The organism is Corynebacterium confusum (genome assembly GCF_030408715.1).
In the GTDB taxonomy this organism is placed as follows: domain Bacteria; phylum Actinomycetota; class Actinomycetes; order Mycobacteriales; family Mycobacteriaceae; genus Corynebacterium; species Corynebacterium confusum.
Window position 1 is genome coordinate 908,091 of the sequence record NZ_CP047202.1, and the last position, 24,413, is coordinate 932,503.

The following is a 24,413-nucleotide window of genomic DNA, read 5'->3' on the forward strand; positions in this document are numbered from 1 at the left end:
GCAGGTGTTGCAGAATACGAAAAAGACCAGCCGGATGGCCGGTCTTTTAATGTGCCTAAAGCCCTCCAGCGCCCGGCTAGGCGCGCGGGGGAGGCGGGCTGGAGTGACTCAGCCCAGGAACTGGCGAACCTCGGCGGGCAGCAGGTTGAGCAGCTGCTGCGGCAGAGCCTTGGAGAAGGCCAGCGTGCCGCCCACGACGGCAATGATGCCGACTACGGCCGCGAGGATTCCGCCGATGCTAGACGACCCACCCAGGGAGGACAGCGACGACGCCGAAGACGCGGAGGAGACCGAGGAACCGGAGGACTGGGACGGTGCTTCGTCGTCCTGGCCGCTGTCGGTGTCGCAGTCGGCGGTACGGGTGTTTTCTGCAGCGCGGAAAGGAATGCCTTCGGTCACGCCGTCATCGGCCCAGAGGAAGACGGTGGTTTCTTCCTGCTTGCCGTCGGTGCACTCGCCGGTAAAGGTGTGCGTAGCGAAGCCTTCGTTGGCCACGTTGTCCATCTCGGCCGGGCGGGCCTGGATTTCGGAGATGGCCTTCCACTCGCCATCGGCCTTGGTCAGCTCGATGGATGCGCCTTCGCAGACCTCGTCGCACAGGGCGCGCAGGACGCCGGAGTCTGCGTCGTAGTCCAGCGTCATGACACCCTCGAACGGGGACTGGTAGCGCTGCTTTAGGACCGGGGCATCGCCGGACAGATCAACGAAGAGGACCTCGCCGTTAGCCTCGACGCCGACTGCGAACTCGCCGCCGCCCAGGGCGGAGATAGCTTCCAGGCCGGAGTTAGCACCGATTTCGCCGGTGAACTCGGATAGGTCCCATTCCTGCTCGGCGGCCAGGTCGCCGCTCTCGCTGGTCGGGGCGGCGAAGTGGAGCACGGACGGGCGGGATACATTCTTGGATGCGTTGTCGCGCTCGGTGGCGACAAAGAGGGAGCCGTCCTTGGTCACGGTGATGCCCTCGGCATCCGGCAGGCCGCTGCCGTCCGGGTACTTCAGGTTCCACTGGCCGGCGACGGTGTAATTACCGCTCTCCACGTCGTAGTCGAGGGACAGCAGGACGCCCTCGTCGTTGTTGACAATCCAGGCGCGGCCATCGGCGTCGAAGTCGATGCCGGAGAAGTCCTCGATGGAAAACTCCTCGCCCAGGTCAACATCCTTGATGGTCTGCGGGTCGAAGGGCCACTCCGCGTCCGCAACCGGTTCGGTCTCGCCCTCGGCGATGTTGGCGGCATCGCGGGTGGGCTCACCGGTGACGGCGAACTCGCCGGTCATGTCCGGGACGCGGCCCCAGGCGGTGGCGGCGTGGCCTTCCCAGGTGGTCTCCTCGACGAGTTGACCTTCGGCATCGTAAAGCCGAACCGAGTCGTTGCCGCCCAAGCCGAAGCCGTCGTCCTCCTGGTCGGTGTAGAAGCTGAAGTAGCCACCGGATTCAATCTCGGTGCCCTCTGGGAAGACGATCGGGGTGTGGTCGTTATCATCATCGAGGATGTACCAGCCGCTGATGTCTACCGAATTCACTTCGTCGGTATTGGCCAGCTCAACCCAGTCACCGACCGGGTCGCCGTTGGACTCCACCTCGTTGATGACAACCGGGGACTTCGGGGTATCCTGCGCCAGGGCGGTGGGGACGGACAAGGCGCTGAAAGTCATTGTGGCGGCGACGGTAGCCGGGAGCCAACGACGGCGGGAAACTGCAGACATGGGGCAGGGTTCCTTTCTAATAGGGACAGAGAGAAAAGAGCAGACATCACCTTAAAATCCCGGGGTAGCCGGGGTTCGACAACGAGGTAAACACTAGGCAAACACTGAGGCTGCAGTCGCGACAATGTATACAGCACTCATTCAGTAAACATTCGGGAAACTCCCTGTAACTGCACGGAAACCTACCCGGCACTGTCCGGTAACCGCACAAGATCGCGCTTTAGGGTTGAAGTCATGAGCACACAAGATCGTTATTTTGAAGGTCGCCGGCTTGATCGCCCGGGTGACGACATCGAAGATCAGGGACTCGCCTTCGACATGCGCACGATGGTGAGCCGACGCCGGGTCTTAGGAATATTCGGCATTGGCGTCGGCGCGGCCGCCCTGGCCGCCTGCAGCCCCGGCGGGACGAGCACGGCCTCGCGCAGTACGGCATCGTCAGCCTCAACGATGACGAGCACCAACGCGGCCGCGAAGTACGCCGGCCAAGAGCTTACTGAGCTCAACAACGAAACCGCGGGGCCGTACCCCGGCGACGGCTCCAATGGCCCCGACATCCTGGACGAAAGCGGCGTCGAACGCCGTGACCTGACCACCTCCGTCGACGGCATCGGCTCGGTCGATGGCGTGCCCATGACACTGACGATGAAGCTCATCGACATCACCAACGACAATCAGCCGCTGGCCGGCGCCGCGGTCTACGTCTGGCACTGCAACGGTGAGGGGGAGTACTCCATGTACTCCGACGGCGTCACAGATCAAACCTGGCTGCGCGGCGTCCAGGTCACTGACGCCAACGGCAGCGTGACCTTCGATTCCATCGTTCCGGGCTGCTACAGCGGGCGCTGGCCGCACATCCACTTCGAGGTATTCACCAGCACTGACGAGATCACCGATGCCTCCAATTCCGTGCTGACCTCGCAGATTGTCGTGCCGGTAGAAATCGCTCGAGCCTGCTACGACGACAGTGCCTATGCGGGCTCGCTCGACAACCTCAACAACATCACTCTGGACACCGACAACGTATTCTCCGACGGCTGGGGCGCACAGACCCCTACGATATCCGGCCGTCGAAGACGGCCGGCTATCAGCTGGTGATCGATGTGCCCGTCGACATCACCGACAAGACGACCGGCGGACAACCGCCTGCCGGCGGCAGTGGCCCGGGCCAAGGCGAGCCCGGCGAAGGTGGACCAGGTGGCGGCGGCCCGGGCGAAGGCGGCGGCACACCCCCGGAGCCACCGGCCAACTAGAATTTTGGGTATAAGTCAACAGGGTGGGAACTTTCTGGAAACGCGACGCGTTGACACTAGTGACCAGACCCTAGACCCCTAGACATATTCCCAAGAAAAGGAAAGGAAGCGGGATTCCCTTGCGCAGTAGCAACCCGGTCATGAACACGCTTGCCACCTCGGAGCAACATTCTTCGAACGGCTACAACGATCCGCAGGCTTACGGCCAGGCTCCTGAGCGCCCGATGACCGTCGATGACGTCGTCACCAAGACGGGGATTACGATCAGCGTCATCATCGCCCTAGCAGTCGTCAACTTCGGGATCGCCGTGGTTACCGGTGACGCCTCGCTGTCGATGATTCTGACGCTGGTCGGCGGCATCGGCGGCTTCGTGACCGTCCTGGTGGCCGCCTTCGGCAAGAAGTGGGGCTCCGCAGTCGTCACCCTTATCTACGCGGCCTTTGAGGGGCTGTTCATCGGCGGGTTCTCCCTGCTGATTTCCGGCTACTTTACCGTGGGCGGCTCCGATGCCGGCGCCCTGATCGGCCAGGCCATCCTGGGTACCGTCGGTGTCTTCCTGGGTATGCTCTTCGTCTACAAGACCGGTGCCGTCAAGGTCACCCCGCGTTTCCGCAAGATTGTCTCCGGCGCCATCATCGGCGTTTTCGTGCTGGTCATTGGTAACCTGCTGCTGGCCCTGTTCACCGGAAACAACCCGCTGCGCGACGGCGGCACCCTGGCGATCATCTTCTCCATTGTCTGCATCGTGCTGGCCGCCCTGTCCTTCATGAATGACTTCGACCTGGCCGACCGCCTTATCCGCGCCAACGCTCCGGCTTCCCACGCCTGGGGCGTGGCCCTTGGCCTGGCCGTCACCCTGGTCTGGCTCTACACCGAGATCCTGCGCCTGCTGAGCTACTTCCAGAATCGCTAGCTCGCACCAAGCTTTCCGCCTACCGCCTTTCCCCTTCGAGGGGAGAAGGGCGGTTTTGTGTATCTGTCGCGCGCCACCCCGTGACTTGGCCGGTTTTACCAGTCTGCGGCTCACGTGCGCCCTTCGCGGTCACGGGGAGAGGGGAAGCGTGCAGATCGTTCGTTCTGGTGAGCGCGAAGGGTTCACCGGGTGAGTGCGGGGCTGGGGAGATGGATCTGGTGCTGGCCACGTTGGCGGCGTTCCGTCAAGCGGATTTACTAAACCTACAGAGAGCAGACAGGTTGCTAACGCCGGGCCCGTTGGCACGACGTCGTGAGCTGCGAGAGAAGGCCAGAATTGCCGGTAGGCTTATGACAAATATGTAATTCCGGGGACACCCATTCCCTCAAGTTGCAGTTGGGGAAAAATGATTTGAGCCACTTTTATGCAGGTTTCAAACCGCGGGTGGCCTGCACCTACGCTGTCAACTTTATGTTAATTGAACTAGTGAGCAGAATCTGGACGATACGGCCGAAAAAATCAGTTTGACGGCTCAGGAAGACAAAACTTTGATGTTCGTGCACACTAGGTACCGAGGCCGCCGCTAAGGGGCACAGGGAAGAACCGAAAAGGAACTTCCAAGTGCTTCGCCCCGGTAATAAAAGCCAAGCTCGGGGTAGCTTTTGTTGCTGGGGTGGCGGCCTCACACGTTGAGGTGGGGCACACAGAAAGATCGGGGGGATCACATGGTTAGGAAGGTACTGAGCAGCGTGGCAGTAGCCGCGGCCTTTCTCGCCGGGGGTTGTTCCGGAATCGGTTTCTCTGAAACCGGTTCGGAGCTTTCTGCTGAAGATGAGCACAACACCGTTGGTGCCGAGGGGGCGGCGTCCGAGCCCGCGGATGTTGCATCTGAAGCAGAACCCCACAGCTCAAACCCTGAGTCCACTGAGTCCTTGCTTCCCCCATTAGGGAAGCCGGATTTTATGGCCCCGGGGTTTGAGCTGTTTCAGCTTTGCAAGGAAATTTCACAAGAAGAGTTCGAAAAGGCCGGGTTTGGTCCACGCTGGGACACGATGAATGCTTTTAGCAACGAGATCTGCATGTTTGGGGAATCGAGGGCTGACTTGATTGTCGCTTCGGTAGCCGAGGCCACGAACAATTGGGACTCTGAGTATGAGCCTGTAAGAGGAGCCGCGGAAGAAATCAGTGGAAAAGTTTCCGATGATCGGTGCACCATAAGCATTGACACTGTTGGTGGTTCTGTAACTGTTCAACATATCAACCAGCAAAATGTAGCTCTCGAAGAGCGATGCGAAAGAACTAGAGAATTAGTTAGCAATTTAACGGGGGATGAGTTTTATGGAACTGAGCGCTGATTCGCTTTTTGAAAGCCAACAAAGGATGTTGCAGGTTAAGGACCGAGTCGATAGGTTGCGCCACTTCGGCTTCGACGTTTTAGACTTCGGCTTCTCACCCATTACTGGTGTTGACCGGACGGGGGATATCCACGGCCGGGCGGTGCATATGGACCCGGCGTCGGCGTTTAGTACGTTGGAGAAGTTTGCGGGCCAGTTGGGCTGGATGGCCTCAGTGCTGGGGGATGAGGCGCAAGGTTTCGAACAACAGGAAGATGCGAATGCGCATGGGCTAGATATTGCGGATGCCGGCGGGGCGGTGAGTCAGTCGGTGATGCCGATTGTCAACCAGCCGGAGCCGGGCTACAGCCCGTTTAGCTTTGTGCCGCCGGTCGTGAATACGGGCTCGTCGCTGTTTGGGCTCGTGCAGGGCTTTCTGTTTACGAATATGGGCCGTATTAGCAACACGATTCATCGCTGGCAGCAGTTCGCGTCGCAGGTTAATGGTATTTCCACTGAGATGGATGCGTTGGCCGGGCAGTTGCAGGCGCGGAACCAATCGGAGACCACGGACCGGGCGGCGGCCAAGATTCGGGAGGTCGCGGCCACGGGGCGCCAGTTTGCGGCTAATGCGACGGTGATGGCGGGGAAGAACTCCACCATGTTGGCTGGTCTGCAAACCGACCAGGTGGTGGCGTCATCGGACTGGGGCACGATTCTTGCTATCCCGGACCCGGCGGCGCGGAAGGCGGTAGAACAGGCGCTGTTGATGAAGCACCAGGGCATTTTACAGAATATTGTGCTGCAATCCATGCCGATCCAGCGCAGCCTGATGGACCAGGCCCCGGCCAGCGGTGGCGGGGATTTGCAGCTGGGCATGGGAGCCGTGGACGGCAAAGGGCAGCGCTATTCCACGGAGGGAGTGACCCTGCCGCGGCAGATCCAGGAGTTGATGAACCGCCCGGGCGTGGGCCCGGGTTCGTTCGAGGTCGCCGACGGGCAGATTAGCGCGGTCGACGGCGTGGGCTTGGATTCGGCGACGCGGCAGGAGATGCGCGACGCCGTCCAGCGGGGCGGCCAGTGGCTGGCCGACCAAGGGCTCATTCCGGCCGGGGAATCGGCGCTGCGCGGGGATCAGTTGATGACGCAGGCGGCGAACGTGGCCGCGCCGAGTGCGCCGGGCGCGGTGATGCCGGGTGCATCGGCAGCGGGTGGTGCGGCGATGCCGGTCGGGGGCCTGTCAGGCGCGCCGGGAACCGTCACCCCGGCCGGGGCGTGGGCCGGAGCGCCCGGGGCTGGCCTGGCTGGTGCCGGTGGCGCGGGGCAGGGCCTGGCGGGAGGCAGCCGCGGGGCGGCCTTCCTGCCGGGCAGCGCCTTCGGCGGGATGGCTTCGGCGGCACCAGGTGCGGCCGGCTTGGCAGGTGTCCCGGGTGCGGCCGGCGGTGGCCTGGGTGCCGGCGCAGGTGCGGGCGCGGGCGGCTCTTATGGGCAGAGCCCAGCACAGCAGGCCAACAAGGCCACGACGGGGGCGGCGCAGAACGGTCGCTCCGGTGGCATCGGCCGCGGGATGGCGCCGATGATGGGCATGCACCGCGGCGGAAACGGCGCGAAAGACTCGTCCCGGGCCGTGCGCGCGGTCATCACCGAGGTCGAAAAGGACCCGAATCGGCGGGCACTGCTGGGGGAGCGGCCGGCGGTCGTCCCCGGCGTCATCGGGGCGTGGGTCCGCGAGGACTAGGGCTCTTAGCCGGATACGAAAAACCGCCCCGCGGGAGTGCTTGGCAGCTCCGGCGGGGCGGTGGTTCTTTTGGTTTAGTTCCCGCCGACGACTTCGCCGTCAACGGTGATCTCGGTGAAGGTTAGGCCCTGCGGGGACTCGGCCGGCTTGGAGAGGACGACCTCGACCTCCTCGGTGTTGGCGCCGCCGGCGCGGGTGCCGACGCCGCGGGCGGAGTCGTTGTCCCACTCGGTCCACTCGATGTCGGCTACGGAGTCGCTGGCATCCTCACAATTCAGGGTGATGGTGTCCGGCTCAGCGACGGCGATGGACTCGCAGGTCAGGTGGCGCGGGGCGCCGGCCGCGGCCAGGGAGGGCTGAGCCGAGGCCGGCTCAGCAGTGGTGCTGGAGGCAGAGCCCGCGCCGGACTCGGCGGCGGAGCTGGCCGGCTCAGCGCGGTCGGTAAAGGTCGAGGCGTTGTCGATCTTTTCCTCGGACGGGTTCTCGTGCGGCGGGTGGCAGGCGGCCAGGCCCAGGGCGGAGACTACGGCGAGACCGGCAGTGGCGAGGCGGGAAAACTTCTTCATGGGGAGTACTCTTTTCTGAATCAGGGGAATCGCAGAAATCTGGATTAAGACTGCTGGCGCGGGGTAGCGGCCTTAGCAGAATCATACGGCTTAGCCGACAGGATCGTGACCGAATTGGTCTTGCCGCTCGGAGCGGTGTACTCGCGGGTCTCACCCTCGTGAGCGTCCAGGATGGCAGCGCCCAGCGGGGACTGCTCAGAGTAGGTCTCCAGGTCCTTGTTGTCGGAGGCAGCAGCACGGGTACCGATGAGGAAGGTTTCCTTGTCGTCCTCGTCGCCGTTGTAGTAGACGTGCACCACAGAACCAATCTGAGCCACGCCCTCCTCGACGCCGGAGCGCTCCGTGGTGGAGTTGGCCAGGACCTCGGAGATCTGCTTGATGCGGGCCTCCTCCTGGTCCTGCATCTCACGGGCGGCGTCGTAGCCGGCGTTCTCCTTGAGGTCGCCCTCTTCACGGCGCTCGTTGATCTCGGCAGCAACGACGGGGCGGTGATCGATAAGCTCCTGGAGCTCTGCCTCCAGCTTGGCCTTGGTTTCCGGCGTGATGTACTGCTTTTGCTGTTCAGCCATGGTGCACCTTCCCTAAATTCATTTCAGATTGTTCACCGTGCCACTACCTGGCCGGTGGTAAATGGTGGGGCCGGCCGGTGAAAGGATACAGGCACGGTCGACCCACGTAGCGCCCCGAATTTTAGCACAGCGGCTAGGCCGCACTTGCGTGCGTCCCCCAAGACTGGGGCCAGCGGCTCCCGCCACAGGGCGGAGTAGCGGTAGTGGCGTGGGAGCCGGGGTTATTCGGCGTATTCGGGGTTGTTGACGTCGAGGTAGGCTGGGATTTGGCTCGAGCAGCCGTAGACGCCGCCTGCGACGGCGCGGTCGTTGGTGGGGATATCGACCGCGATGCGCATGCTTTCCTCACCGTTGGCGGGGATGGGGATTTCGCGCCGGCCGACCTCGGCCTTGGAGTAGTCGTAGGCTTGGACGATGCAATACGCGGCCTCATCGGGGGAGTTGCGGGCGACATCCGCCCACACGCGCAGGGTGTGATCGTCGTGGATTTCGTGGGTGACGTAGGAGATCTCCGCGTTGACCTTTTCCTGCTGCATAAAATACTGCACGCCGTAGAAGATCATGGCTAGGATGATCGCGCCGATGACGAGGGCGATTGCCTTGCCCGTGAAATCCTTCGGGGCGGTGCGGGTGCGGGTGCCGCCGTAGCGGGCCGACAGGTCCGTGCTCGTGGGCCGTGCTGCCGATGCCCCACGCGGGGCGCGCTGGTCTCCTCCGGAACTCATGAGCCACAGTCTAGTCAGAGTGGCCAGCGTTCGGGAATTCGCCGTCATCGCTTAGGATAGATCCGCATAGGCTCTGGCGGTTGAACGTTCGCGCCCCGCACGCGGGCGCCACGCACCGGATCTGAGCCGGACGGTAAATCTACGATTGAGGATGTTTTAGCACGTGACTGGATTGCGTCTGTTAGCTATTCACGCCCACCCGGATGACGAGTCATCGAAGGGCGCGGCCACCACCGCCAAGTACGCCGCCGAAGGCGACGAGGTGCTGGTGTTGACCTGTACCGGTGGCGAGCGCGGAGACATCATCAACCCGGCGATGGACAAGCCGGGCATTAAGGAGCGGATGAAGCAAGTCCGCCGCGAGGAGATGGCCGCTGCCGCCCAGGCGCTGGGAGTTAAGCACCACTGGCTCGGCCACGTCGACTCCGGCCTGCCCGGGGACCCGTGGACCGAGGACATCCAGACGTTACTGCCGGAGGGCTGCTTCGCCGCGCTGGACGATGCTGTGGTGGCCCAAGAATTCGTCCGCGTCATCCGCTCCTTCCGCCCCCACGTCATCGTTACCTACGACGAGAACGGCGGCTACCCGCACCCGGATCACCTGATGGTGCACCGGGCCTCGATGATCGCCTGGGAAAAAGCCGGGGATCCGGGCTACCACTCGGAGCTCGGCGAGGCCTGGGAGCCGCTGAAGCTGTACTACTCCCACGGGTTTATCTACCAGCGGATGAAGATCTTCCACGAGATGCTGCTCAAGGAGGGTAAGACCAGCCCGTACGCTCCGATGATGGCGCGCTGGGACGAAGGCTTCGGCGATATTATGGCTAGGGTAACCACGCAGGTAGAATGTAGTGAGTACTTCAGCAACCGCGAGGCCGCCCTGCGGACGCACGCGACGCAGATTGACCCGGCCGGCGCTTTCCTCGCGACCCCGGTTGCGGTGCAGCAGAAATACTGGCCGACCGAGGAATTTGAGCTGGCGCGCACGCGGGTGTCCACGTCGCTGCCGGAAAATGACTTGTTCGCCGGAATCTCCGAAACCAGCAATCAGTAAACCCTCGTAGCGCTCAGTAAGATTGAATGTATCGGGCATTTCTAACCAGGAGGACGAAGCCCTTATGACTATCAGTGATCACGTGATTTACGCCGCCAGCGACCCCAGCTTCATGCTGCTGGCCCAGGGCGGCTCCGAGGGCCCGGTCGGGCCGGAGTTCGGAAAGGCCTCACCCATCGGTCTGCTGATCCTCGCCATCATGGGCGTCTTCGTCATCATGGCGGGGTGGTTCTTCCACCGCCGCTACTCCCGCTTCCGCCGCCGCACCCTCTTTGCCGAGGCGCACGGCATCGATCCCTTCGACAAGGAGACGCTGGACGCGGCCATGGCAGAGGCCGGGGTACTCGACCGTCGCAAGTCCTCGAAATTCTAGACATTCAACCGCATTTGGCTCGAGAGGGGCAATAGCCAGCTACACTAAGGGCGTGAATTTCGTGCCAGCTTTGCTCTACCCGCTCTACGAAGCCCGGCTCCTGCGGGGGCTCAAGGGCAAACCCCAGCCTAAGCACGTTGCGATCATGGCGGACGGCAACCGCCGGTGGGCACGGGAAGCTGGTTTTACCGACATCAGCCACGGGCACCGGCAGGGGGCCAAGAAGATCGGTGAGATGATCTCTTGGTGCGCCGATACCGAGGTGGAAGTTGTCACTATTTATCTGCTGTCGACGGAAAACCTCAAGCGCCAGGAGGCGGAGGTCAAGCTCCTCTTCGACATCATCTCGGATGTGGTAGAGACCCTCTCGACGGGCGATCTGGGCTGCCAGGTCCGCTTGGTCGGCCACTTGGATCTCCTGCCGGACCGGGTTGTCGAGCGCATGCGCCAGGCGGCCGAAAAGACGCAGGATAACTCCGGGGTCATCGTCAACGTGGCCGTCGGCTACGGTGGCCGGCAAGAGATCGTCGACGCCGTCCAGGACTTGGTGCGCGCGGAGGCGGCCCAGGGTACGACCGCGGAGGAGATGGCCGAGCGCGTGACCGCGGAGTCCATCTCGCACCACCTCTACACTAAGGGGCTGCCGGACCCGGACCTGGTCATCCGCACTTCGGGGGAGCAGCGTCTGTCCGGCTTCCTGCTCTGGCAAGCGGCCTACTCCGAAATCTGGTTCACGGATACGTACTGGCCGGCCTTCCGCAAGCTCGACTTCCTGCGCGCGTTGCGTGACTACTCGCAGCGTTCCCGCCGCTTTGGCAAGTAGGACGGGGAGTTCAGCGCGGAGTTTTTAAAGCTTGCGCATGCGCACCTTCTCGACTAGATGGTTCGGGCCCTTGGTGAGCACCAGGGAGGCCCGCACGCGGGTCGGCAGGATGTTTTCTACCAGGTTGGGCAGGTTAATCGACTGCCAAATCTCGCGGGCTTGGGCCGCGGCCTCGGGGTCTTCGAGCCCGGCGTAGTGGGCGAAGTGCGCGCCCGGCTTGCGGAAGGCGGTGTGGCGCAGCCGCAGGAAGCGATTGATGTACCACTGTTCGATGACGCTGGTGCGGGCGTCGACGTAGACAGAGAAGTCGATCAGATCGGAGACCATCAGCGTCGGGCCGGTCTGCAGCACGTTGAGGCCTTCCAGGATGAGGATGTCGGGCTGCTCGATGACCTGCTGATCGTCCGGCAGGATGTCGTAGACCACGTGGGAGTAGACGGGGGCCTTGACCTGCGCGGCGCCGGACTTGACCTCGGTGACAAAGCGCAGCAGCGCTCGCCGGTTATAGGACTCGGGGAAGCCCTTGCGTTGCATCAGGCCGCGTTCCTTGAGCACCTTGGTGGGGTAGAGGAAGCCGTCGGTGGTCACCAGGCTGACCTTCGGGTGGTGCTCCCAGCGCTGCAGCAGCACCTGGAGCAGGCGCGCGGTGGTGGACTTGCCGACGGCCACGGAGCCAGCCACGCCGATGACGAACGGGACGTTGGTGTGCGGATTGCCCAGGAATTGTTCGGTGGCGGCCGTGAGCTTCTGCCGGGCTTCGACCTGCATGTGGATGAGACGCGACAGCGGCAGGTAGACGTCTGCGACCTCGTTGAGGTCGATGTTCTCCCCGAGGCCGGATAGCTTGGCTACCTCGTCTTCGGTCAGCACTTGGGGCATAGATTTGCGCAGCTCGCGCCAGGAATCTCGGTCGAAGTTCAGGTAGGGGCTGGGGTCATGTGTGCGCGCCATAGCCCCTATTGTTCCAAAACTCCCTCCAAGCGGGTGTAAACGGGTAGCGGGAAACGCCGAACTAAACGGGAAAGTGCTCACTTTCGTTAAGATAAGTGGCACGCCTAATATAACCCCGGGCGTTGGCTTTTGAGCGGGCCGGGGAGTGGCGGGTGAGTTTAGCCCCACAAGGAAGGTACGGAAGAATTTCTATGACTGCTTCGAATAACGCGGACGTTCGCTACCAGGAGCTGCGTGAGCTAGATCCGGACACGCATGCGGCGATCACCGGTGAGCTCGCCCGACAGCGAGACACCCTGGAGATGATTGCCTCCGAGAACTTCGTCCCGCGCGCGGTCCTGCAGGCCCAGGGCTCGGTGCTGACCAACAAGTATGCGGAGGGCTACCCGGGTCGCCGCTACTACGGCGGCTGCGAGCACGTCGACGTGGTCGAGGACCTAGCGCGCGACCGTGCGAAGGAAATCTTCGGCGCAGAGTTCGCCAACGTGCAGCCGCACTCCGGCGCCCAGGCCAACGCCGCGGTCTTGGCCGCGCTGGCCGAGCCGGGCGACAAGATCCTCGGCCTGTCCCTGGCCCACGGCGGCCACCTGACCCACGGCATGAAGCTGAACTTCTCCGGCAAGCTCTACGACGTCGCCGCCTACGAGGTGGACCCGGAGACCATGCGCATCGACATGGACAAGCTGCGCGAGCAGGCCCTGGAGGTCAAGCCGAAGGTCATCATCGCCGGCTGGTCCGCCTACCCGCGTACCCAGGACTTCCAGCGCTTCCGCGAGATCGCCGACGAGGTCGGCGCTTACCTGTGGGTCGACATGGCCCACTTCGCGGGCCTGGTCGCGGCCGGCCTGCACCCGTCGCCGGTGCCGTACGCAGACGTGGTCACTACCACCGTCCACAAGACCCTGGGCGGCCCGCGCTCCGGCATGATCCTGGCAAAGCAGGAGCTCGCCAAGAAGCTGAACTCGAACGTCTTCCCGGGCCAGCAGGGCGGCCCGCTGATGCACGTCATCGCGGCCAAGGCCATCGCCATGAAGATCGCCGGCACCCCGGAGTTCAAGGAGCGCCAGGAGCGCACCCTGGGGGGCGCGAAGATTATCGCCGAGCGCCTGACCCAAGACGACGCCAAGGGCGCGGGCATCGACGTGCTCACCGGCGGCACCGATGTGCACCTGGTGCTGGTCGACCTGCGCAACTCGGAGGTCGATGGTCAGCAGGCGGAGGACCTGCTGCACGAGGTCGGCATTACCGTCAACCGCAACGCCGTGCCGAACGATCCGCGCCCGCCGATGGTGACTTCGGGCCTGCGCATCGGTACGCCGGCGCTGGCCACCCGTGGCCTGGACGCTGAGGCCTTCACTGAGGTCGCCGACATCATCGCCACCACTCTGGTGGATGGCGATAAGGCTGACAAGCAGGCGCTGCGCGCCCGCGTGGAGGAGATTACCAAGCAGTTCCCGCTGTACGAGGGACTCGAGGACTGGAAGCTGCTCTAAGGATTCAAGCCTGCAGCTAGGCTCGGTAAGGGCCTAGTTGCAGCTTTTATTCGGACGCCTCGTTGGCGCCTGAGTGGTTGTCCCGTTCCTGGGCGTGCTGCGTGCGCGCGGCGCGCAACCACTCGGGCTGGTTTTCCAGCAGCTCCTTGATCTGGGCTGTGGTCAGCGGGGCGTCCATGGCGTTCTTTTTCAGCGAGGTCACCGAAATACCCAGTTTCTGGGCGACCACGGGGCGCGGGTGCGGGCCCTCGCGCCGCAGGGTGGCAAGCCACTCCGGGGGATTGTGCTGGAGCTCGCGGAGCTCAGCGTGGGTGACCGCGCCGGTTTGGAAGGACTCCGGAGTGGCGGGCAGGTAGATGCCAAGCTTCTTCGCCGCGGTCTGCGGGCGCATGGCGGTGCCAGAGGGCTGCTGCGGGGAATCTTTTTGGTAATCAGTCACAAAGATAACGGTAGCACTTTCGCTAGGATAAGGACCATGTTGCGCCTAGCATTTGCCACCGGCACGGAGCCGGGAAAGTGGTTTCGTCGGTTCCGGGAAAGCACCGCCCACGGGGGACTGGAAACACTGGACGCGGACGACGCGCTTGCCACCTTGCTCGACGGGGGAGCGGATTTGGCGCTGGCGCGGGTGCCGGCCCGCGGGGATGAGCGCATCGACGGCTCCTTCCACGTGGTGCGCCTGTACGCCGAGGCCCCCGGCGTGGCGGTTCCCAAGGACTCGGTCTACGCCGAGGTCGGTGAGGACGTCCGCGCGGAAGACGTCGCGGACGAGTACCTCAACTATCGCATCCCGGATTCCGGGCTCGTGGATGTCGAAGCCGTGCGCGCCGGGCTGCAGGTGGTCGGCGCCAACGTGGGCATCGTTATTGCCCCGCGGCCGCTGCTGAAAGTGCTGTCTAAAAAGCAGGTGGTGCCGCTGGGGCTGGTGGATGCCGAGGTGCCGCGCACGGAGATCTGCCTGGTGTGGAGGAAGTACCGCGACGCCGACGACATCCAGGACTTCGTGGGCGTGGCGAAGGGCCGAACGAAAAACTCCTCGCGGCAGGTAAGCCCGAAGCGCAGCGCCCGCGAGAAGGCCAAGGCCAAGCAAGCGCGGAGGGCGGCCGCGCGTTCGTTACCAAAAAGTAAGAAATCCCCTGACCGGCATAAACGACGTAAATAGTTAGCGGATATCCCATAATTTCTGGCTAAAAATTGGGATATTTGTTGAAAAACTCTGGATGGATTCTTACGGTGGAAGTTGCTGTTAAAGCGTATATATCAACGAAATTAAGGAGCAACCATGAATAAGATTTCTCGTCGTGTTGTTGCCGGCTTGGCAGCTGCCACCCTGTCCTTCGGTGTAGTTGCGTGCTCCGACGCGGAGAACGCTGCCAACGACGCTAAGGACGCCGCTGGTTCCGCCGCTAACGAGGCCACTGGCTCCAACGATGACGGCGCCGACGACAAGGGCTCCAACGGCGACAAGAAGGCCGTGACCACCGCCGCCGGTGAGAAGGAAGTTCCGGCTGAGTTCGCTTCCGCTATCGAGGACAAGACCTCCGAGTGGGGCGAGCCGAAGGACATCACCGAGGGCGAGAACGGCTCCGTCGCCACCTTCGACGATGACAAGCTGCTGGCTTACTCCGAGGAAACCGGTGCCCAGCCGGTTATTGGCAAGATCGCTGAGACCTGGACCGCCGAGGGCGGCGTCGACAGCAAGGTCGGTCTGCCGACCGCTCCGGAGCAGCGCGACGACGATGACGACGACGGCTTCGAGGGCTGGAAGCAGAGCTTCACCAACGGCACCATCGAGTGGGACTACGACGATGACCACGGCCAGTACGAGGCTGACATCGACGTCAACGACTAATATCTAGCCGCGCCTTCTCCGGGCGCGCTGATGCACTACCCGCGGGAAGCGGCGGCAATTCTGGCCGCGGCCCCGCGGGTTTCGTGATCGTTAGGGAAGGGGGTGGCCGCGATGTCGCGGCTAGTTTGACTAAAGTTCATCTTTCACCCATGTAATTTCAACCTAGCCGGCCTACATTGGGTGGTGTCCGCACGGGCCGGGCACCACTGGTTCGTGATTGACCGCCAATTTTTAAGGGAGCACCTTAAAGCCATGACCTATCCGACCACGACCTCCACCCTTCCGCTTACCGACGCCCACCTCGACGGTTCCGTTAAGACCAAGACTTATGTTCTGGATACTTCCGTGCTGTTGTCCGACCCCTGGGCGCTGAAGAAATTCGCCGAGCACGACATCGTGCTGCCGGTTGTTGTTATTTCGGAGCTGGAAGGAAAACGTCATCACCCAGAGCTTGGCTGGTTCGCCCGCCAGGCTCTTCGTCATTTGGAGCAGCTGCGCGTCACCTATGACCACCTGGACCAGCCGGTACCCGCCAACGAGGAGGGCGGCACCCTGCGGGTGGAGCTGAACCACCAGGACCAGTCCCTGCTGCCGGCCGCCTTCCGCGGCCCGGAGGGGGACCATCGGATTCTGGCCTGCGCGCTGAACCTGGCGCACGAGGGCAAGGAGACCGTGCTGGTGACCAAGGATGTTCCGCTGCGCGTCAAGGCCGGGGCCGTGGGTCTGCCGGCGGATGAGTACCACGCGCAGGACGTCGTGTTGACCGGCTACACCGGGATGGCGGACGCCGCCGTGCCGGGCGAGGTGATTGACGAACTCTATCGCGATGGGGAAGTCGTGATTGATGACGTCCGCACCCGCGAGGGCACGCCCGTGGCAGAGCTGCCGGTGCACTGCGGTGTGAAGCTGTGGGCCGGCCAGCAGGCGGCGCTGGGGCGCGTGGCCACGGACGGTTCCGTCCAGGTCGTGCGCGGCGACGCCAACGCCTTCGGTCTGCAGGGCCGCTCGGCGGAGCAGCGCATCGCCCTGGACCTGCTTCTGGATAACTCCGTCGGCATCGTCTCCGTCGGCGGCCGGGCCGGCACCGGCAAGTCGGCGCTGGCGCTGTGCGCCGGGCTGGAGGCCGTGCTGGAGCGCGGCGAGCACCGTCGCATCGTGGTCTTCCGCCCGATGTACGCGGTCGGCGGCCAGTCCCTGGGCTACCTGCCAGGCTCCGAGTCGGAGAAGATGAACCCGTGGGCGCAGGCCGTCTACGACACCCTGGACGGGCTGGTCTCCGAGAACGTCATGGATGAGGTGCTCGACCGCGAGCTCATCGAGGTTCTGCCGCTGACCCACATCCGCGGCCGCTCCCTGCACGACTCCTTCGTCATCGTGGACGAGGCGCAGTCGCTGGAGCGCAACGTCCTGCTCACCGTGCTCTCCCGCCTGGGGCGGGGGTCCCGCGTCGTGCTCACCCACGACGTCGCCCAGCGCGATAACCTGCGCGTCGGCCGCCACGACGGCGTGCAGGCCGTCATCGAAAAGCTCAAGGGCCACGAGCTGTTCGCGCACGTGACTCTGCAGCGCTCCGAGCGTTCCGCCATCGCGGAACTGGTCACGGATTTGCTCGAAGGTGATCACTAAAAGCGCTGGTGAATCGGCTCGAAACGCGGTTTTGGGAAACCGACTAGCGCGCAAAAACAACTGCAAGGAATAATGGACAGCATGTCTAAAAAGTCGTTCAACATTCGTCCATTCCGGACAAACGATTACCCGCAGATGATGCATATTTACGAGGAAGGCCTGAACACGGGCCACGCCACGTATGAAACGACGGCATTGTCGCTCGAGCAATTCACTAACGCCAAGATCCTGTCCACCGTCTTCGTCGCCGTCGAGGAAGACGATGACAACAAGGTCGTCGGCTGGGTTTCGGCTGCCCCGATTTCCTCCCGCTCCGTCTTCCACGGCGTGGTGGAAGACTCCATCTACGTCGATCCCTCGGCCCAGGGCCGGGGCGTGGCTGGCGCGCTGCTGGACAAGCTCATTGAGGTCTGCCAGGAGCTGCACAAGTGGGCCATCCACGCGTGGATCTTCCCGGAGAACACCGGCTCGGCCAAGCTGCACGAGTCCCGCGGCTTCGCCAAGGTGGGCACCTACTCCCATCTGGCGAAGATGACCTACGGCGAGCTCGCCGGCCAGTGGCGCGACACCGTCGTCTACGAAAAGCTGCTGCCGAAGCCGGAAACGCCGGGCACCGCGCCCGCTGAGGACTAGTTCCACTCAACCGCTACTGCACGCCACGCGGCCCTACTCCGGTAGGGGCGCGTTTTGTTTTAGGTACCGACTGTGGCGGAGACGGAAAGACAAAAATGGCCACCCGCGCCGCGGCTGGTATGCAGTGCGGCGGTGGGTGGACATCGTTGGCATGGGAGTAGGTAAGGGTTTTAGGAGATGGTCTCCTTGAGTTGCTCCTCGCGCAGCGGCAGCAGGAGCAGCAGGGCGACGATGGCCATCGGCACCATCAGCAGGATGACGGGCGTGAGGCCGTCGTTGTAGGAGTTCAGGATGGCGTCCTGAACTGGGCCGGGCAGGTTGGCGACCATGCCCGGGGTCAGGGAGTTGGCGCCGCCGCCGTTTTCGCTAAACTTCTGGGCCATGGCCGCGCCCTGCTCGCCCATCTGGACGAAGGCCTTGGGCAGGCGGGTGGCCATCTCATCCTGCATGTTGTGGATGAACATGGAGCCGACCAGGGAAGCGCCCAGCGCGGAGCCGATCTGGCGGAAGAAGTTGTTGGCCGCGGTCGCGGTGCCGACCTGTGCCAGCGGGAAGGAGTTCTGGACGATGAGGACCAGCACCTGCATGACCAGGCCCAGGCCGACGCCGAAGACCAGGAAACGCACGCCCAGTTGGGTCAGGGAGGTATCCACGGTGAGCCGGGAGAGCCAGTAGAGGGCGCCGGCGGTAATCGTCAGGCCGACGATCGGGAAGATCTTGTAGCGGCCCGTCCGGGAGATGATAAAGCCCACCGCGGTGGAGGTGCCGATGAGGCCGACCATCATCGGGATCATCATCAGGCCCGCCTCGGTCGGGGTGAGGGTGTGGACCATCTGCAGGTAGGTGGGCATATAACCTAGCACGCCGAACATCGCCAGTCCCAGGACCATGCCGGAGGCGGTGGTCAGCACCATGTTGCGGTTCTTAAACAGGTGCATCGGGATGAGCGGTTCGGCCGCGCGCAGCTCAATCAGCACGACCAGGATGGCGCCGATGACCGTGGTGACGGCAAGCCCCAGGATGATCGGATCGGACCACTCGTACTCGGTGCCGCCCCAGGTGGTCATGAGGATCAGGCTGGCGGTCGTGACGGCGATGAACGTCGCGCCCAGGGTGTCGAACTTCTGCAGGTTCTTCTCACCGACGCGCAGGTGGAGCACGGCGATACTCACGCCCACGGCCAAAATGCCCAACGGGATGTTCATCCACATACCCCAGCGCCAGCCGGGGCCGTCGGTGAACCAGCCGCCCAGCACCGGGCCTAGCACGGAGGACAGACCAAAGACGCCGCCCATGATGCCCATGAACTTGCCGCGCTCCCGGGCGGAGGTCACCTCGGCCACGATGGCCTGGGAGGAAATCATCATGAAACCGGCGCCGAAGCCCTGGACGGCGCGGCCGATGATAAGCAGCGCCATAGAACTGGCGAAGCCGCCGATGGTGGAGCCGATGACGAAGGTGAAGGTACCGGCGATATAGATCCACTTACGACCCATCTGGTCACCCAGCTTGCCGGAAATCGGCATAGCGATGGTCATGGTGACCAGGAAGGAGGAAATAACCCAGCTCATGTGGTCGACGCCGCCGAGCTCGCCCACGATGGTGGGCAGGGCGGCGGAGAAGATCATCTGGCTGAGCGAAGACATCAACATTGTCAGCACGAGCGCGCTGAAGATGAGCCCGAGGTTGTCGGCGCTCTTTTTACCCGCGTGGGGGTTTGCAACTACCATGCCAGGCCTTTCGCATACGAAGTAATAATTTGAGCAGAACGACGGAGATTCTCCGTCAAAGATTTATCGGTGGAGTAGAAGTCCCCGGTGGCCACCAGCCACAGCGACTCCCGAAGCAGAGATGCGATGAGCGTGGCCTCGCACCGCGGGGACATACTCGGGTCTTGTTGGTCGCCCGGGGTCTTTTCCAAGCGCTTCTCGATCAGCTCGCGCAGCTCCTGGGCCTTGGCCTGCTTGCGGGCGAAGGACTCGGCGGCTGCCTCGCTGTCTTGGGCAATTCTTTTCCGGCGCGCGTGGATTTCCGGGCTGTCGTAGTGATCGTCTACGTGTTTAGCGATGAGGGTGAGGCTGAGCTCCAGAACGTTGTCGGTGGGGGTGGTCAAAAACCACTCGGTCAGCTCCGGGGAGAATTCCCGAGACGGGCTGCCCATGACCGCCGAGGCCTTGGAGTCGAAGTAGTTGAAGAAGGTCCGCCGGGAGATGCCGGCGTCCTCACAGATCTCTTCTACCGTTACCGCCGCGAAGCCGTGCTCGTCCACGAGCTTGGTGGCGGAGTCTTCGATCCGGCGCCGCGTCTTGCGGCGCTTCTGTTCACGCAGTCCTACACAGTCATCGTCTTGCATGGAGTGCAACTTTACACGCGGTGCAAGTTTGCACCAGGTGCAATGACTATGATTCTTTGAAAACTCTCGACCGATTATGGCCGGCGTTACATCCTGGCCTATTCGGCGGTCATCGTGCCCCGGACCAGGCCGGCATCGGCAGCCTTATCGCGCGGGGTATAGGTCGCGCGCACGCCGTGGTCGGCGGGCTCAAAAGACCAGGTGCCCTCTGCCTCGCACCGCCCGGCGAGGGTTTCGGCGTCGTAGGAGACTCGGGCGCCGTCGGCCTCCGGATCGAAGAGGTAGACCTGACAGTTCTTATCCGGGTAGGTCACGATCCCCGTGTTCCCGGTCAGCGCGGCGACCGCGGTCCAGGACCCCTCGCCGGAACCGTCCTCGCTCAGCTCGCCGTAAAACATGCCGCGGGCAGAAGCGGCGCCCGGCTCGGTGTTGAGGTCGAAGTCGCCGGCCGCGTCGTCGCGGGCAGCGGGGAGGGAAAACGGCTCCGGCTCGCTGGGGGCCGGCCTGAACAGGTAGGCGGCGACGGCGGCAAGTAGCGCGAGCACTATTACTGCCACCCCGGCGAGGATGAGGCGGCGGCGGGTACGGCGGGACTCGCGGTAGCGCGTGAAGGTATCGGCAGGCATGACAAAAAGCATAACGCCTCCCACCGGCCCGATTGGGACCGGTAGGAGGCGTGGGTGAGCGTTGAAGCTCTAGGCGATTATGCTCTGGCGGAGCCTTAGAAGTTGTCGCGATCGGTGTTGGCCATGTCCAACACGTTCAGGCGGCGGTCCAGCTCCTCCTCGGTGAGGTTCTCGCCGTCGACGAAGCCCAGGTCAATGACGGCCTCGCGGACGGTGATCTTCTCGTTGAGCGCGTGCTTGGCGGCCTTGGCGGCGTTCTCGTAGCCGATGGCGGAGTTCAGCGGGGTAACAATCGAGGTGGAAGACTCAGCGAAGGTCTTCATGCGCTCCTCGTTGGCGGTGATGCCGTCGACGCACTTCTCGGCGAAGACGCGGCCGGTGTTGGCCAGCAGACGGGCGGATTCCAGCACGTTGCGCGCCATCATCGGGATGAAGACGTTGAGCTCGAACTGGCCCTGGGAACCGCCGAAGGCAACGGCGGCGTCGTTGCCGATGACCTGGGCGGAGACCTGGGTGGCGGTCTCGCACAGGACCGGGTTGACCTTGCCCGGCATGATCGACGAGCCCGGCTGCAGATCCTTCAGGTGGATCTCAGACAGGCCGGTCAGCGGGCCGGAGCCCATCAGGCGGATGTCGTTAGTAATCTTGTACAGGCTCACGGCCACGGTGCGCATGGCGCCGGAGAACTCCACCAGGGAGTCGCGGGCGGCCTGGGCCTCGAAGTGGTTGTGGGCCTCCTGCAGCTCCTCCAAGCCGGTGAGCTTTTTGAGCTCCTCGGTGACCTTCGCGCCGAAGTCGGCGGAGGTGTTCAGGCCGGTACCGGTGGCGGTGCCGCCGATGGCCAGTTCGCCCAGGCGCGGCAGGGTGGCCTTGATGCGCTCGATGCCGAGCTCGATCTGCCGGGCGTAGCCGCCGAACTCCTGGCCCAGGGTGACCGGGGTGGCGTCCATCAGGTGGGTGCGGCCGGACTTGACGACGTCCTTCCACTCCTGTGCCTTCTTGGTCAGGGACTCGTGCAGGACCTCCAGGCCCGGGATGAGATCGTTGACCGCCTCGTAGGTGGCCGCCACGTGGGTGGCGGTCGGGAAGGTGTCGTTGGAGGACTGGCCCATGTTGACGTGGTCGTTCGGGTGGACCTCGACGCCGGCCTTCGCGGCCAGGGAGGCGATAACCTCATTGGTGTTCATGTTGGAGGAGGTGCCGGAGCCGGTCTGGAAAACGTCGATCGGGAAGGCATCGTCGTGCTGGTTGTCAGCAATCTCCTTGGCGGCGGCGATGATGGCGTCAGCCTTGTCCGCATCCAGGGCGCCGGAGTCCTTGTTGACCTGGGCGCAGGCCGCCTTCAGCAGGCCGAGGGCGCGGATCTGCGCGGACTCGAGACCACGGCCGGAGATCGGGAAGTTATCCACTGCGCGCTGGGTCTGGGCGCGCCACAGGGCGTCCTTCGGGACCTGAACTTCGCCCATCGTGTCGTGTTCGATGCGGTACTCAGTCATGTAAACCTCGTCTTCCTTAAGTTGGATTAATTGAGCTGTTGAAAACTGCGTTACAGCCACCCTCCAGTATGACAAAAAGCACGCGGGAGGGTGGCTGTGATGAGTATGTCCGGTTTATTCGTTCGGATCCGAGTAGTCGACCACGGAGTATTCCCGCAGCTTTGACATCTGGTGGATCGAGTCGATGTAGCGGATGGTGCCGGACTTCGAGCGCATCACCAGCGAGCGGGTGGTGGCCGAGTGGGCGCGGTAGGACACGCCGCGCAGCATGTCGCCGTTGGTCACGCCGGTGGCGGCGAAGTAGCAGTTCTCGGAGGAGACCAGATCGTCGTTGGTCAGCACGCGGTCCAGGTCGTGGCCCGCGGCCTTGGCCTTCTCTGCCTCCTGCTCGTCCTTCGGCCACAGCTGGCCCTGGATTTCGCCGCCCATGCACTTCATGGCGCAGGCGGTGATGATGCCCTCCGGGGTGCCGCCGATGCCCATCATGATGTCGATGGAGTTGCCGTCCTGGGCGGCCGCGATGGCGCCGGCGACGTCGCCGTCCATGATGAGGCGCACCTTCGCGCCGGCGGCGCGGATCTGGGAAATTAGGTCCTCGTGGCGCGGACGGTCCAGCACGACGACGGTGATGTCCGACGGGCGCAGTTTCTTGGCCTTAGCCACGGCGTTGATGTTGTCCTCGACGGAGGCGCTGATGTCGATGTGGCCCTTGGCCTCCGGGCCGACGGCGATCTTCTTCATGTAGAACACGGCCGAGGGGTCGTACATGGTGCCGCGCTCGGCAGCGGCGATGACGGAAATCGCGTTCGGGCGGCCCTCGGCCATCAGGCGGGTGCCGTCGACCGGGTCCACCGCGATGTCCATCGCCGGGCCCTCGCCGGTGCCGACCTCTTCGCCGTTGAAGAGCATGGGGGCCTCGTCCTTTTCGCCCTCGCCGATGACCACGACGCCCTTCATGGACACGGAGTTGATGAGCTTGCGCATCGCGTCCACGGCGGCGCCGTCACCTTCGTTCTTCTGCCCGCGGCCAACCCACCGGCCCGAAGCCAGGGCGGCGGCTTCGGTCACCCGTACCAGCTCCATGGCTAGGTTGCGATCTGGCGCCTCCGGGGATCCAGCGTGAGAATTCGACATCGAGGGGATTACCTTCCTTTTAATGCTGTGAGGATGTGAAAATTATCCACCCTCTATTATCCACGCCGATAGCCATTTCCACCCGCAGTACGCCCCACCTGTGGGCAAACGCCCCCGAAAGTGGGAAGATCCGCGCGAGTTGGCGCGGGCCCGGCGGGCGCTGCGGGCGGGCAGAGGGTTTTTCTTATCGCGTTGGCAACTGTCATACTGGAGGGCGTGGCTGCAGAGAATAAACCCAAACTTTTCGAGGGCGGCAAGGACATGATCCTGTCGCTGGGCGTGACCGTCATCGCGATGCTGGCGGTCGTCGGGGCGACCGGCTTGTGTACGGTCAACCCGGAGGATTCGCCGCATGCCGAGGTTACCGAGGTGGACGCGGAGAACTTCCTGCGCATGGAGACCCAGGCCACCGGCGTGCCGGCCCGCCTGCCGCAGCTGCCTGACGGCTGGTACGCCAACTCCGCCCGCCGCGGCCAGGTCGCCGGAGAGCCGGCCCCCATCGTCGGCTTCGTCACCGCTGAGAAGGGCTACCTCCAGGCCACCCAGACCACCGTCGGATACGACGAGGCCCGCCGCGGCTACGACGGCAACTACCGCGAGTTGACCGACACCACGGAGATCGACGGCCAGACCGTGGAGATCTACACCAGCGACGACAACGACGTCCGCGACCTGTGGGCCGCTGACCTAGGCGACGTGCGGCTTTTGGTCTCTGGTTCTGCTAACGATGCCGACTACCGCCCCCTCATTTCTGCCATTGTGGCCGCCGAGCCCGTCGCCGAGGCAGACGCGCCTAGCGGCGAGCAAAAGTAACGGTCTCCAACCGGTCGGTAAATTCCACGCTCACGCCCGGGCCCTGGGCCAGCTGAGCTAGCTCGTTCTGGGTCAGGCCGGTCAGCTTCTCCTTGGCCTGGAAGACATCGATCTTCTCCCGGCTCAGGTGCGGCTTGACGATGACGTCCGCGACGCCGCCATCCTCGAAGGTCAGCGCGATCGTGCCGTTGAAATAGCTGATGACGTCGCCGGCCGCCTGGTGGGGCGGGCCGAAGAATTCCTCGACCAGCGCGCGGGAATCACCAAAAAAGATTGCCCCGGCCGATCCGGAGGCGGAGACGAAGTCGACGCGTTCGCCCGGGTAACCATAAATCTGCAACGTGGTGCCTTTCTATCTTCTCTATCTTTTCTAACTAGCTAGC

General features: G+C 63.6%; 25 protein-coding genes. 13 read left to right on the forward strand and 12 right to left on the reverse strand.

What is annotated here, in order from left to right; all coding sequences use genetic code 11:
• Positions 1 to 108: 108 nt before the first annotated feature.
• Positions 109 to 1,704, reverse strand: a complete 1,596-nt coding sequence (locus CCONF_RS04310; RefSeq protein WP_290225586.1) for a lamin tail domain-containing protein — start codon at positions 1,702 to 1,704, stop codon at positions 109 to 111.
• 234 nt (positions 1,705 to 1,938) lie between these two features.
• On the opposite strand from CCONF_RS04310, the gene CCONF_RS04315 reads away from it, so the two are divergent.
• The 4 genes from CCONF_RS04315 (at position 1,939) to CCONF_RS04330 (ending at position 6,943) form a co-directional block, all read left to right on the forward strand.
• Positions 1,939 to 2,802, forward strand: coding sequence for a dioxygenase family protein (locus CCONF_RS04315; RefSeq protein WP_290225588.1), 864 nt, complete (start codon positions 1,939 to 1,941; stop codon positions 2,800 to 2,802).
• 274 nt (positions 2,803 to 3,076) lie between these two features.
• Complete coding sequence (locus CCONF_RS04320; RefSeq protein ID WP_290225590.1) at positions 3,077 to 3,871, forward strand: Bax inhibitor-1/YccA family protein; 795 nt, start codon at positions 3,077 to 3,079, stop codon at positions 3,869 to 3,871.
• 749 nt (positions 3,872 to 4,620) lie between these two features.
• Positions 4,621 to 5,226 carry a hypothetical protein gene (locus CCONF_RS04325; RefSeq protein WP_290225592.1) on the forward strand — a complete coding sequence of 202 codons (606 nt, stop codon included), beginning with the start codon at positions 4,621 to 4,623 and terminating at the stop codon, positions 5,224 to 5,226.
• Between the two features lie 298 nt (positions 5,227 to 5,524).
• Positions 5,525 to 6,943, forward strand: coding sequence for a hypothetical protein (locus tag CCONF_RS04330; RefSeq protein WP_290225594.1), 1,419 nt, complete (start codon positions 5,525 to 5,527; stop codon positions 6,941 to 6,943).
• A gap of 74 nt (positions 6,944 to 7,017) precedes the next feature.
• On the opposite strand, the gene CCONF_RS04335 is transcribed toward CCONF_RS04330, so the two are convergent.
• The 3 genes from CCONF_RS04335 to CCONF_RS04345 form a co-directional block, all read right to left on the reverse strand.
• Entirely contained in the window at positions 7,018 to 7,509 is a 492-nt protein-coding gene (locus tag CCONF_RS04335) for a hypothetical protein (protein WP_290225596.1), read from the reverse strand.
• A gap of 44 nt (positions 7,510 to 7,553) precedes the next feature.
• Positions 7,554 to 8,078, reverse strand: coding sequence for a transcription elongation factor GreA (gene greA / locus CCONF_RS04340; RefSeq protein WP_290225598.1), 525 nt, complete (start codon positions 8,076 to 8,078; stop codon positions 7,554 to 7,556).
• Positions 8,079 to 8,299: 221 nt separating this feature from the next.
• Positions 8,300 to 8,803 (reverse strand): DUF4307 domain-containing protein, encoded by a 504-nt coding sequence (locus tag CCONF_RS04345; protein WP_290225601.1) that lies wholly within the window; start codon positions 8,801 to 8,803, stop codon positions 8,300 to 8,302.
• A 163-nt stretch (positions 8,804 to 8,966) separates the two neighbouring features.
• On the opposite strand from CCONF_RS04345, the gene mca reads away from it, so the two are divergent.
• The 3 genes from mca (at position 8,967) to CCONF_RS04360 (ending at position 11,053) form a co-directional block, all read left to right on the forward strand.
• On the forward strand, positions 8,967 to 9,857 hold the full coding sequence (gene mca / locus CCONF_RS04350; protein ID WP_290225604.1) for a mycothiol conjugate amidase Mca: 891 nt from the start codon (positions 8,967 to 8,969) through the stop codon (positions 9,855 to 9,857).
• Positions 9,858 to 9,921: 64 nt separating this feature from the next.
• Positions 9,922 to 10,230 (forward strand): hypothetical protein, encoded by a 309-nt coding sequence (locus tag CCONF_RS04355; protein WP_290225606.1) that lies wholly within the window; start codon positions 9,922 to 9,924, stop codon positions 10,228 to 10,230.
• A gap of 52 nt (positions 10,231 to 10,282) precedes the next feature.
• Entirely contained in the window at positions 10,283 to 11,053 is a 771-nt protein-coding gene (locus CCONF_RS04360; RefSeq protein WP_290225609.1) for an isoprenyl transferase, read from the forward strand.
• A 24-nt stretch (positions 11,054 to 11,077) separates the two neighbouring features.
• Here CCONF_RS04360 and coaA read toward each other — a convergent pair whose 3' ends face one another.
• Complete coding sequence (gene coaA / locus CCONF_RS04365; protein ID WP_290225612.1) at positions 11,078 to 12,004, reverse strand: type I pantothenate kinase; 927 nt, start codon at positions 12,002 to 12,004, stop codon at positions 11,078 to 11,080.
• A 191-nt stretch (positions 12,005 to 12,195) separates the two neighbouring features.
• Between coaA and glyA the strand changes: the two genes are divergently transcribed.
• Entirely contained in the window at positions 12,196 to 13,497 is a 1,302-nt protein-coding gene (gene glyA, locus CCONF_RS04370; protein WP_290225613.1) for a serine hydroxymethyltransferase, read from the forward strand.
• A gap of 46 nt (positions 13,498 to 13,543) precedes the next feature.
• On the opposite strand, the gene CCONF_RS04375 is transcribed toward glyA, so the two are convergent.
• On the reverse strand, positions 13,544 to 13,888 hold the full coding sequence (locus CCONF_RS04375; RefSeq protein ID WP_290226249.1) for a DUF5997 family protein: 345 nt from the start codon (positions 13,886 to 13,888) through the stop codon (positions 13,544 to 13,546).
• 84 nt (positions 13,889 to 13,972) lie between these two features.
• Here CCONF_RS04375 and CCONF_RS04380 point away from each other — a divergent pair, with 84 nt between their 5' ends.
• The 4 genes from CCONF_RS04380 (at position 13,973) to CCONF_RS04395 (ending at position 17,608) form a co-directional block, all read left to right on the forward strand.
• Positions 13,973 to 14,659 carry a LysR family transcriptional regulator substrate-binding protein gene (locus CCONF_RS04380; RefSeq protein WP_290225616.1) on the forward strand — a complete coding sequence of 229 codons (687 nt, stop codon included), beginning with the start codon at positions 13,973 to 13,975 and terminating at the stop codon, positions 14,657 to 14,659.
• A 120-nt stretch (positions 14,660 to 14,779) separates the two neighbouring features.
• Positions 14,780 to 15,349 carry an LGFP repeat-containing protein gene (locus CCONF_RS04385; protein WP_290225618.1) on the forward strand — a complete coding sequence of 190 codons (570 nt, stop codon included), beginning with the start codon at positions 14,780 to 14,782 and terminating at the stop codon, positions 15,347 to 15,349.
• A gap of 252 nt (positions 15,350 to 15,601) precedes the next feature.
• The gene (gene phoH2, locus CCONF_RS04390; RefSeq protein WP_290225620.1) at positions 15,602 to 16,975 is read left to right on the forward strand and encodes an RNA 5'-3' helicase PhoH2; all 1,374 of its coding nucleotides are present in this window, start codon (positions 15,602 to 15,604) and stop codon (positions 16,973 to 16,975) included.
• A gap of 81 nt (positions 16,976 to 17,056) precedes the next feature.
• A complete protein-coding gene (locus tag CCONF_RS04395) occupies positions 17,057 to 17,608 on the forward strand; it encodes a GNAT family N-acetyltransferase (RefSeq protein WP_290225622.1) in 552 nt (183 codons plus the stop codon).
• Between the two features lie 170 nt (positions 17,609 to 17,778).
• Here the strand turns inward: CCONF_RS04395 and CCONF_RS04400 are convergent, their stop codons facing one another.
• From CCONF_RS04400 to glpX, 5 genes are all read right to left on the reverse strand, one after another.
• Positions 17,779 to 19,338: an MDR family MFS transporter gene (locus CCONF_RS04400; protein ID WP_290225624.1), complete on the reverse strand. Its 1,560-nt coding sequence runs from the start codon at positions 19,336 to 19,338 to the stop codon at positions 17,779 to 17,781.
• On the reverse strand, positions 19,332 to 19,961 hold the full coding sequence (locus CCONF_RS04405) for a TetR/AcrR family transcriptional regulator (RefSeq protein ID WP_290225626.1): 630 nt from the start codon (positions 19,959 to 19,961) through the stop codon (positions 19,332 to 19,334). Before CCONF_RS04405 ends, CCONF_RS04400 begins: the two co-directional genes overlap by 7 nt.
• A 98-nt stretch (positions 19,962 to 20,059) precedes the next feature.
• Positions 20,060 to 20,587 carry a hypothetical protein gene (locus CCONF_RS04410; protein WP_290225629.1) on the reverse strand — a complete coding sequence of 176 codons (528 nt, stop codon included), beginning with the start codon at positions 20,585 to 20,587 and terminating at the stop codon, positions 20,060 to 20,062.
• Between the two features lie 95 nt (positions 20,588 to 20,682).
• Positions 20,683 to 22,083 (reverse strand): class II fumarate hydratase, encoded by a 1,401-nt coding sequence (locus CCONF_RS04415; RefSeq protein WP_290225632.1) that lies wholly within the window; start codon positions 22,081 to 22,083, stop codon positions 20,683 to 20,685.
• A gap of 114 nt (positions 22,084 to 22,197) precedes the next feature.
• Positions 22,198 to 23,217: a class II fructose-bisphosphatase gene (glpX, locus tag CCONF_RS04420; RefSeq protein WP_290225635.1), complete on the reverse strand. Its 1,020-nt coding sequence runs from the start codon at positions 23,215 to 23,217 to the stop codon at positions 22,198 to 22,200.
• A 216-nt stretch (positions 23,218 to 23,433) separates the two neighbouring features.
• On the opposite strand from glpX, the gene CCONF_RS04425 reads away from it, so the two are divergent.
• Entirely contained in the window at positions 23,434 to 24,030 is a 597-nt protein-coding gene (locus CCONF_RS04425; protein ID WP_290225637.1) for a DUF4245 domain-containing protein, read from the forward strand.
• Here CCONF_RS04425 and CCONF_RS04430 read toward each other — a convergent pair.
• Entirely contained in the window at positions 24,011 to 24,370 is a 360-nt protein-coding gene (locus CCONF_RS04430; RefSeq protein WP_290225639.1) for a hypothetical protein, read from the reverse strand. The two genes, CCONF_RS04425 and CCONF_RS04430, sit on opposite strands and share 20 nt — an antisense overlap.
• Between the last annotated feature and the right edge of the window lie 43 nt (positions 24,371 to 24,413).

Excerpts from the sequence above, each read along its gene's own strand:
- CCONF_RS04345 (WP_290225601.1), bottom strand. The coding sequence starts at position 8,803 with ATGAGTTCCGGAGGAGACCAGCGCGCCCCGCGTGGGGCATCGGCAGCA.
- CCONF_RS04315 (WP_290225588.1), top strand. The coding sequence starts at position 1,939 with ATGAGCACACAAGATCGTTATTTTGAAGGTCGCCGGCTTGATCGCCCG.
- glyA (WP_290225613.1), top strand. The coding sequence starts at position 12,196 with ATGACTGCTTCGAATAACGCGGACGTTCGCTACCAGGAGCTGCGTGAG.
- CCONF_RS04410 (WP_290225629.1), bottom strand. The coding sequence starts at position 20,587 with ATGCCTGCCGATACCTTCACGCGCTACCGCGAGTCCCGCCGTACCCGC.
- CCONF_RS04405 (WP_290225626.1), bottom strand. The coding sequence starts at position 19,961 with ATGCAAGACGATGACTGTGTAGGACTGCGTGAACAGAAGCGCCGCAAG.
- CCONF_RS04310 (WP_290225586.1), bottom strand. The coding sequence starts at position 1,704 with ATGTCTGCAGTTTCCCGCCGTCGTTGGCTCCCGGCTACCGTCGCCGCC.
- CCONF_RS04395 (WP_290225622.1), top strand. The coding sequence starts at position 17,057 with ATGTCTAAAAAGTCGTTCAACATTCGTCCATTCCGGACAAACGATTAC.
- CCONF_RS04355 (WP_290225606.1), top strand. The coding sequence starts at position 9,922 with ATGACTATCAGTGATCACGTGATTTACGCCGCCAGCGACCCCAGCTTC.
- greA (WP_290225598.1), bottom strand. The coding sequence starts at position 8,078 with ATGGCTGAACAGCAAAAGCAGTACATCACGCCGGAAACCAAGGCCAAG.
- coaA (WP_290225612.1), bottom strand. The coding sequence starts at position 12,004 with ATGGCGCGCACACATGACCCCAGCCCCTACCTGAACTTCGACCGAGAT.
- CCONF_RS04385 (WP_290225618.1), top strand. The coding sequence starts at position 14,780 with ATGAATAAGATTTCTCGTCGTGTTGTTGCCGGCTTGGCAGCTGCCACC.
- CCONF_RS04335 (WP_290225596.1), bottom strand. The coding sequence starts at position 7,509 with ATGAAGAAGTTTTCCCGCCTCGCCACTGCCGGTCTCGCCGTAGTCTCC.
- CCONF_RS04380 (WP_290225616.1), top strand. The coding sequence starts at position 13,973 with ATGTTGCGCCTAGCATTTGCCACCGGCACGGAGCCGGGAAAGTGGTTT.
- CCONF_RS04415 (WP_290225632.1), bottom strand. The coding sequence starts at position 22,083 with ATGACTGAGTACCGCATCGAACACGACACGATGGGCGAAGTTCAGGTC.
- glpX (WP_290225635.1), bottom strand. The coding sequence starts at position 23,217 with ATGTCGAATTCTCACGCTGGATCCCCGGAGGCGCCAGATCGCAACCTA.
- phoH2 (WP_290225620.1), top strand. The coding sequence starts at position 15,602 with ATGACCTATCCGACCACGACCTCCACCCTTCCGCTTACCGACGCCCAC.
- CCONF_RS04400 (WP_290225624.1), bottom strand. The coding sequence starts at position 19,338 with ATGGTAGTTGCAAACCCCCACGCGGGTAAAAAGAGCGCCGACAACCTC.
- CCONF_RS04375 (WP_290226249.1), bottom strand. The coding sequence starts at position 13,888 with ATGCGCCCGCAGACCGCGGCGAAGAAGCTTGGCATCTACCTGCCCGCC.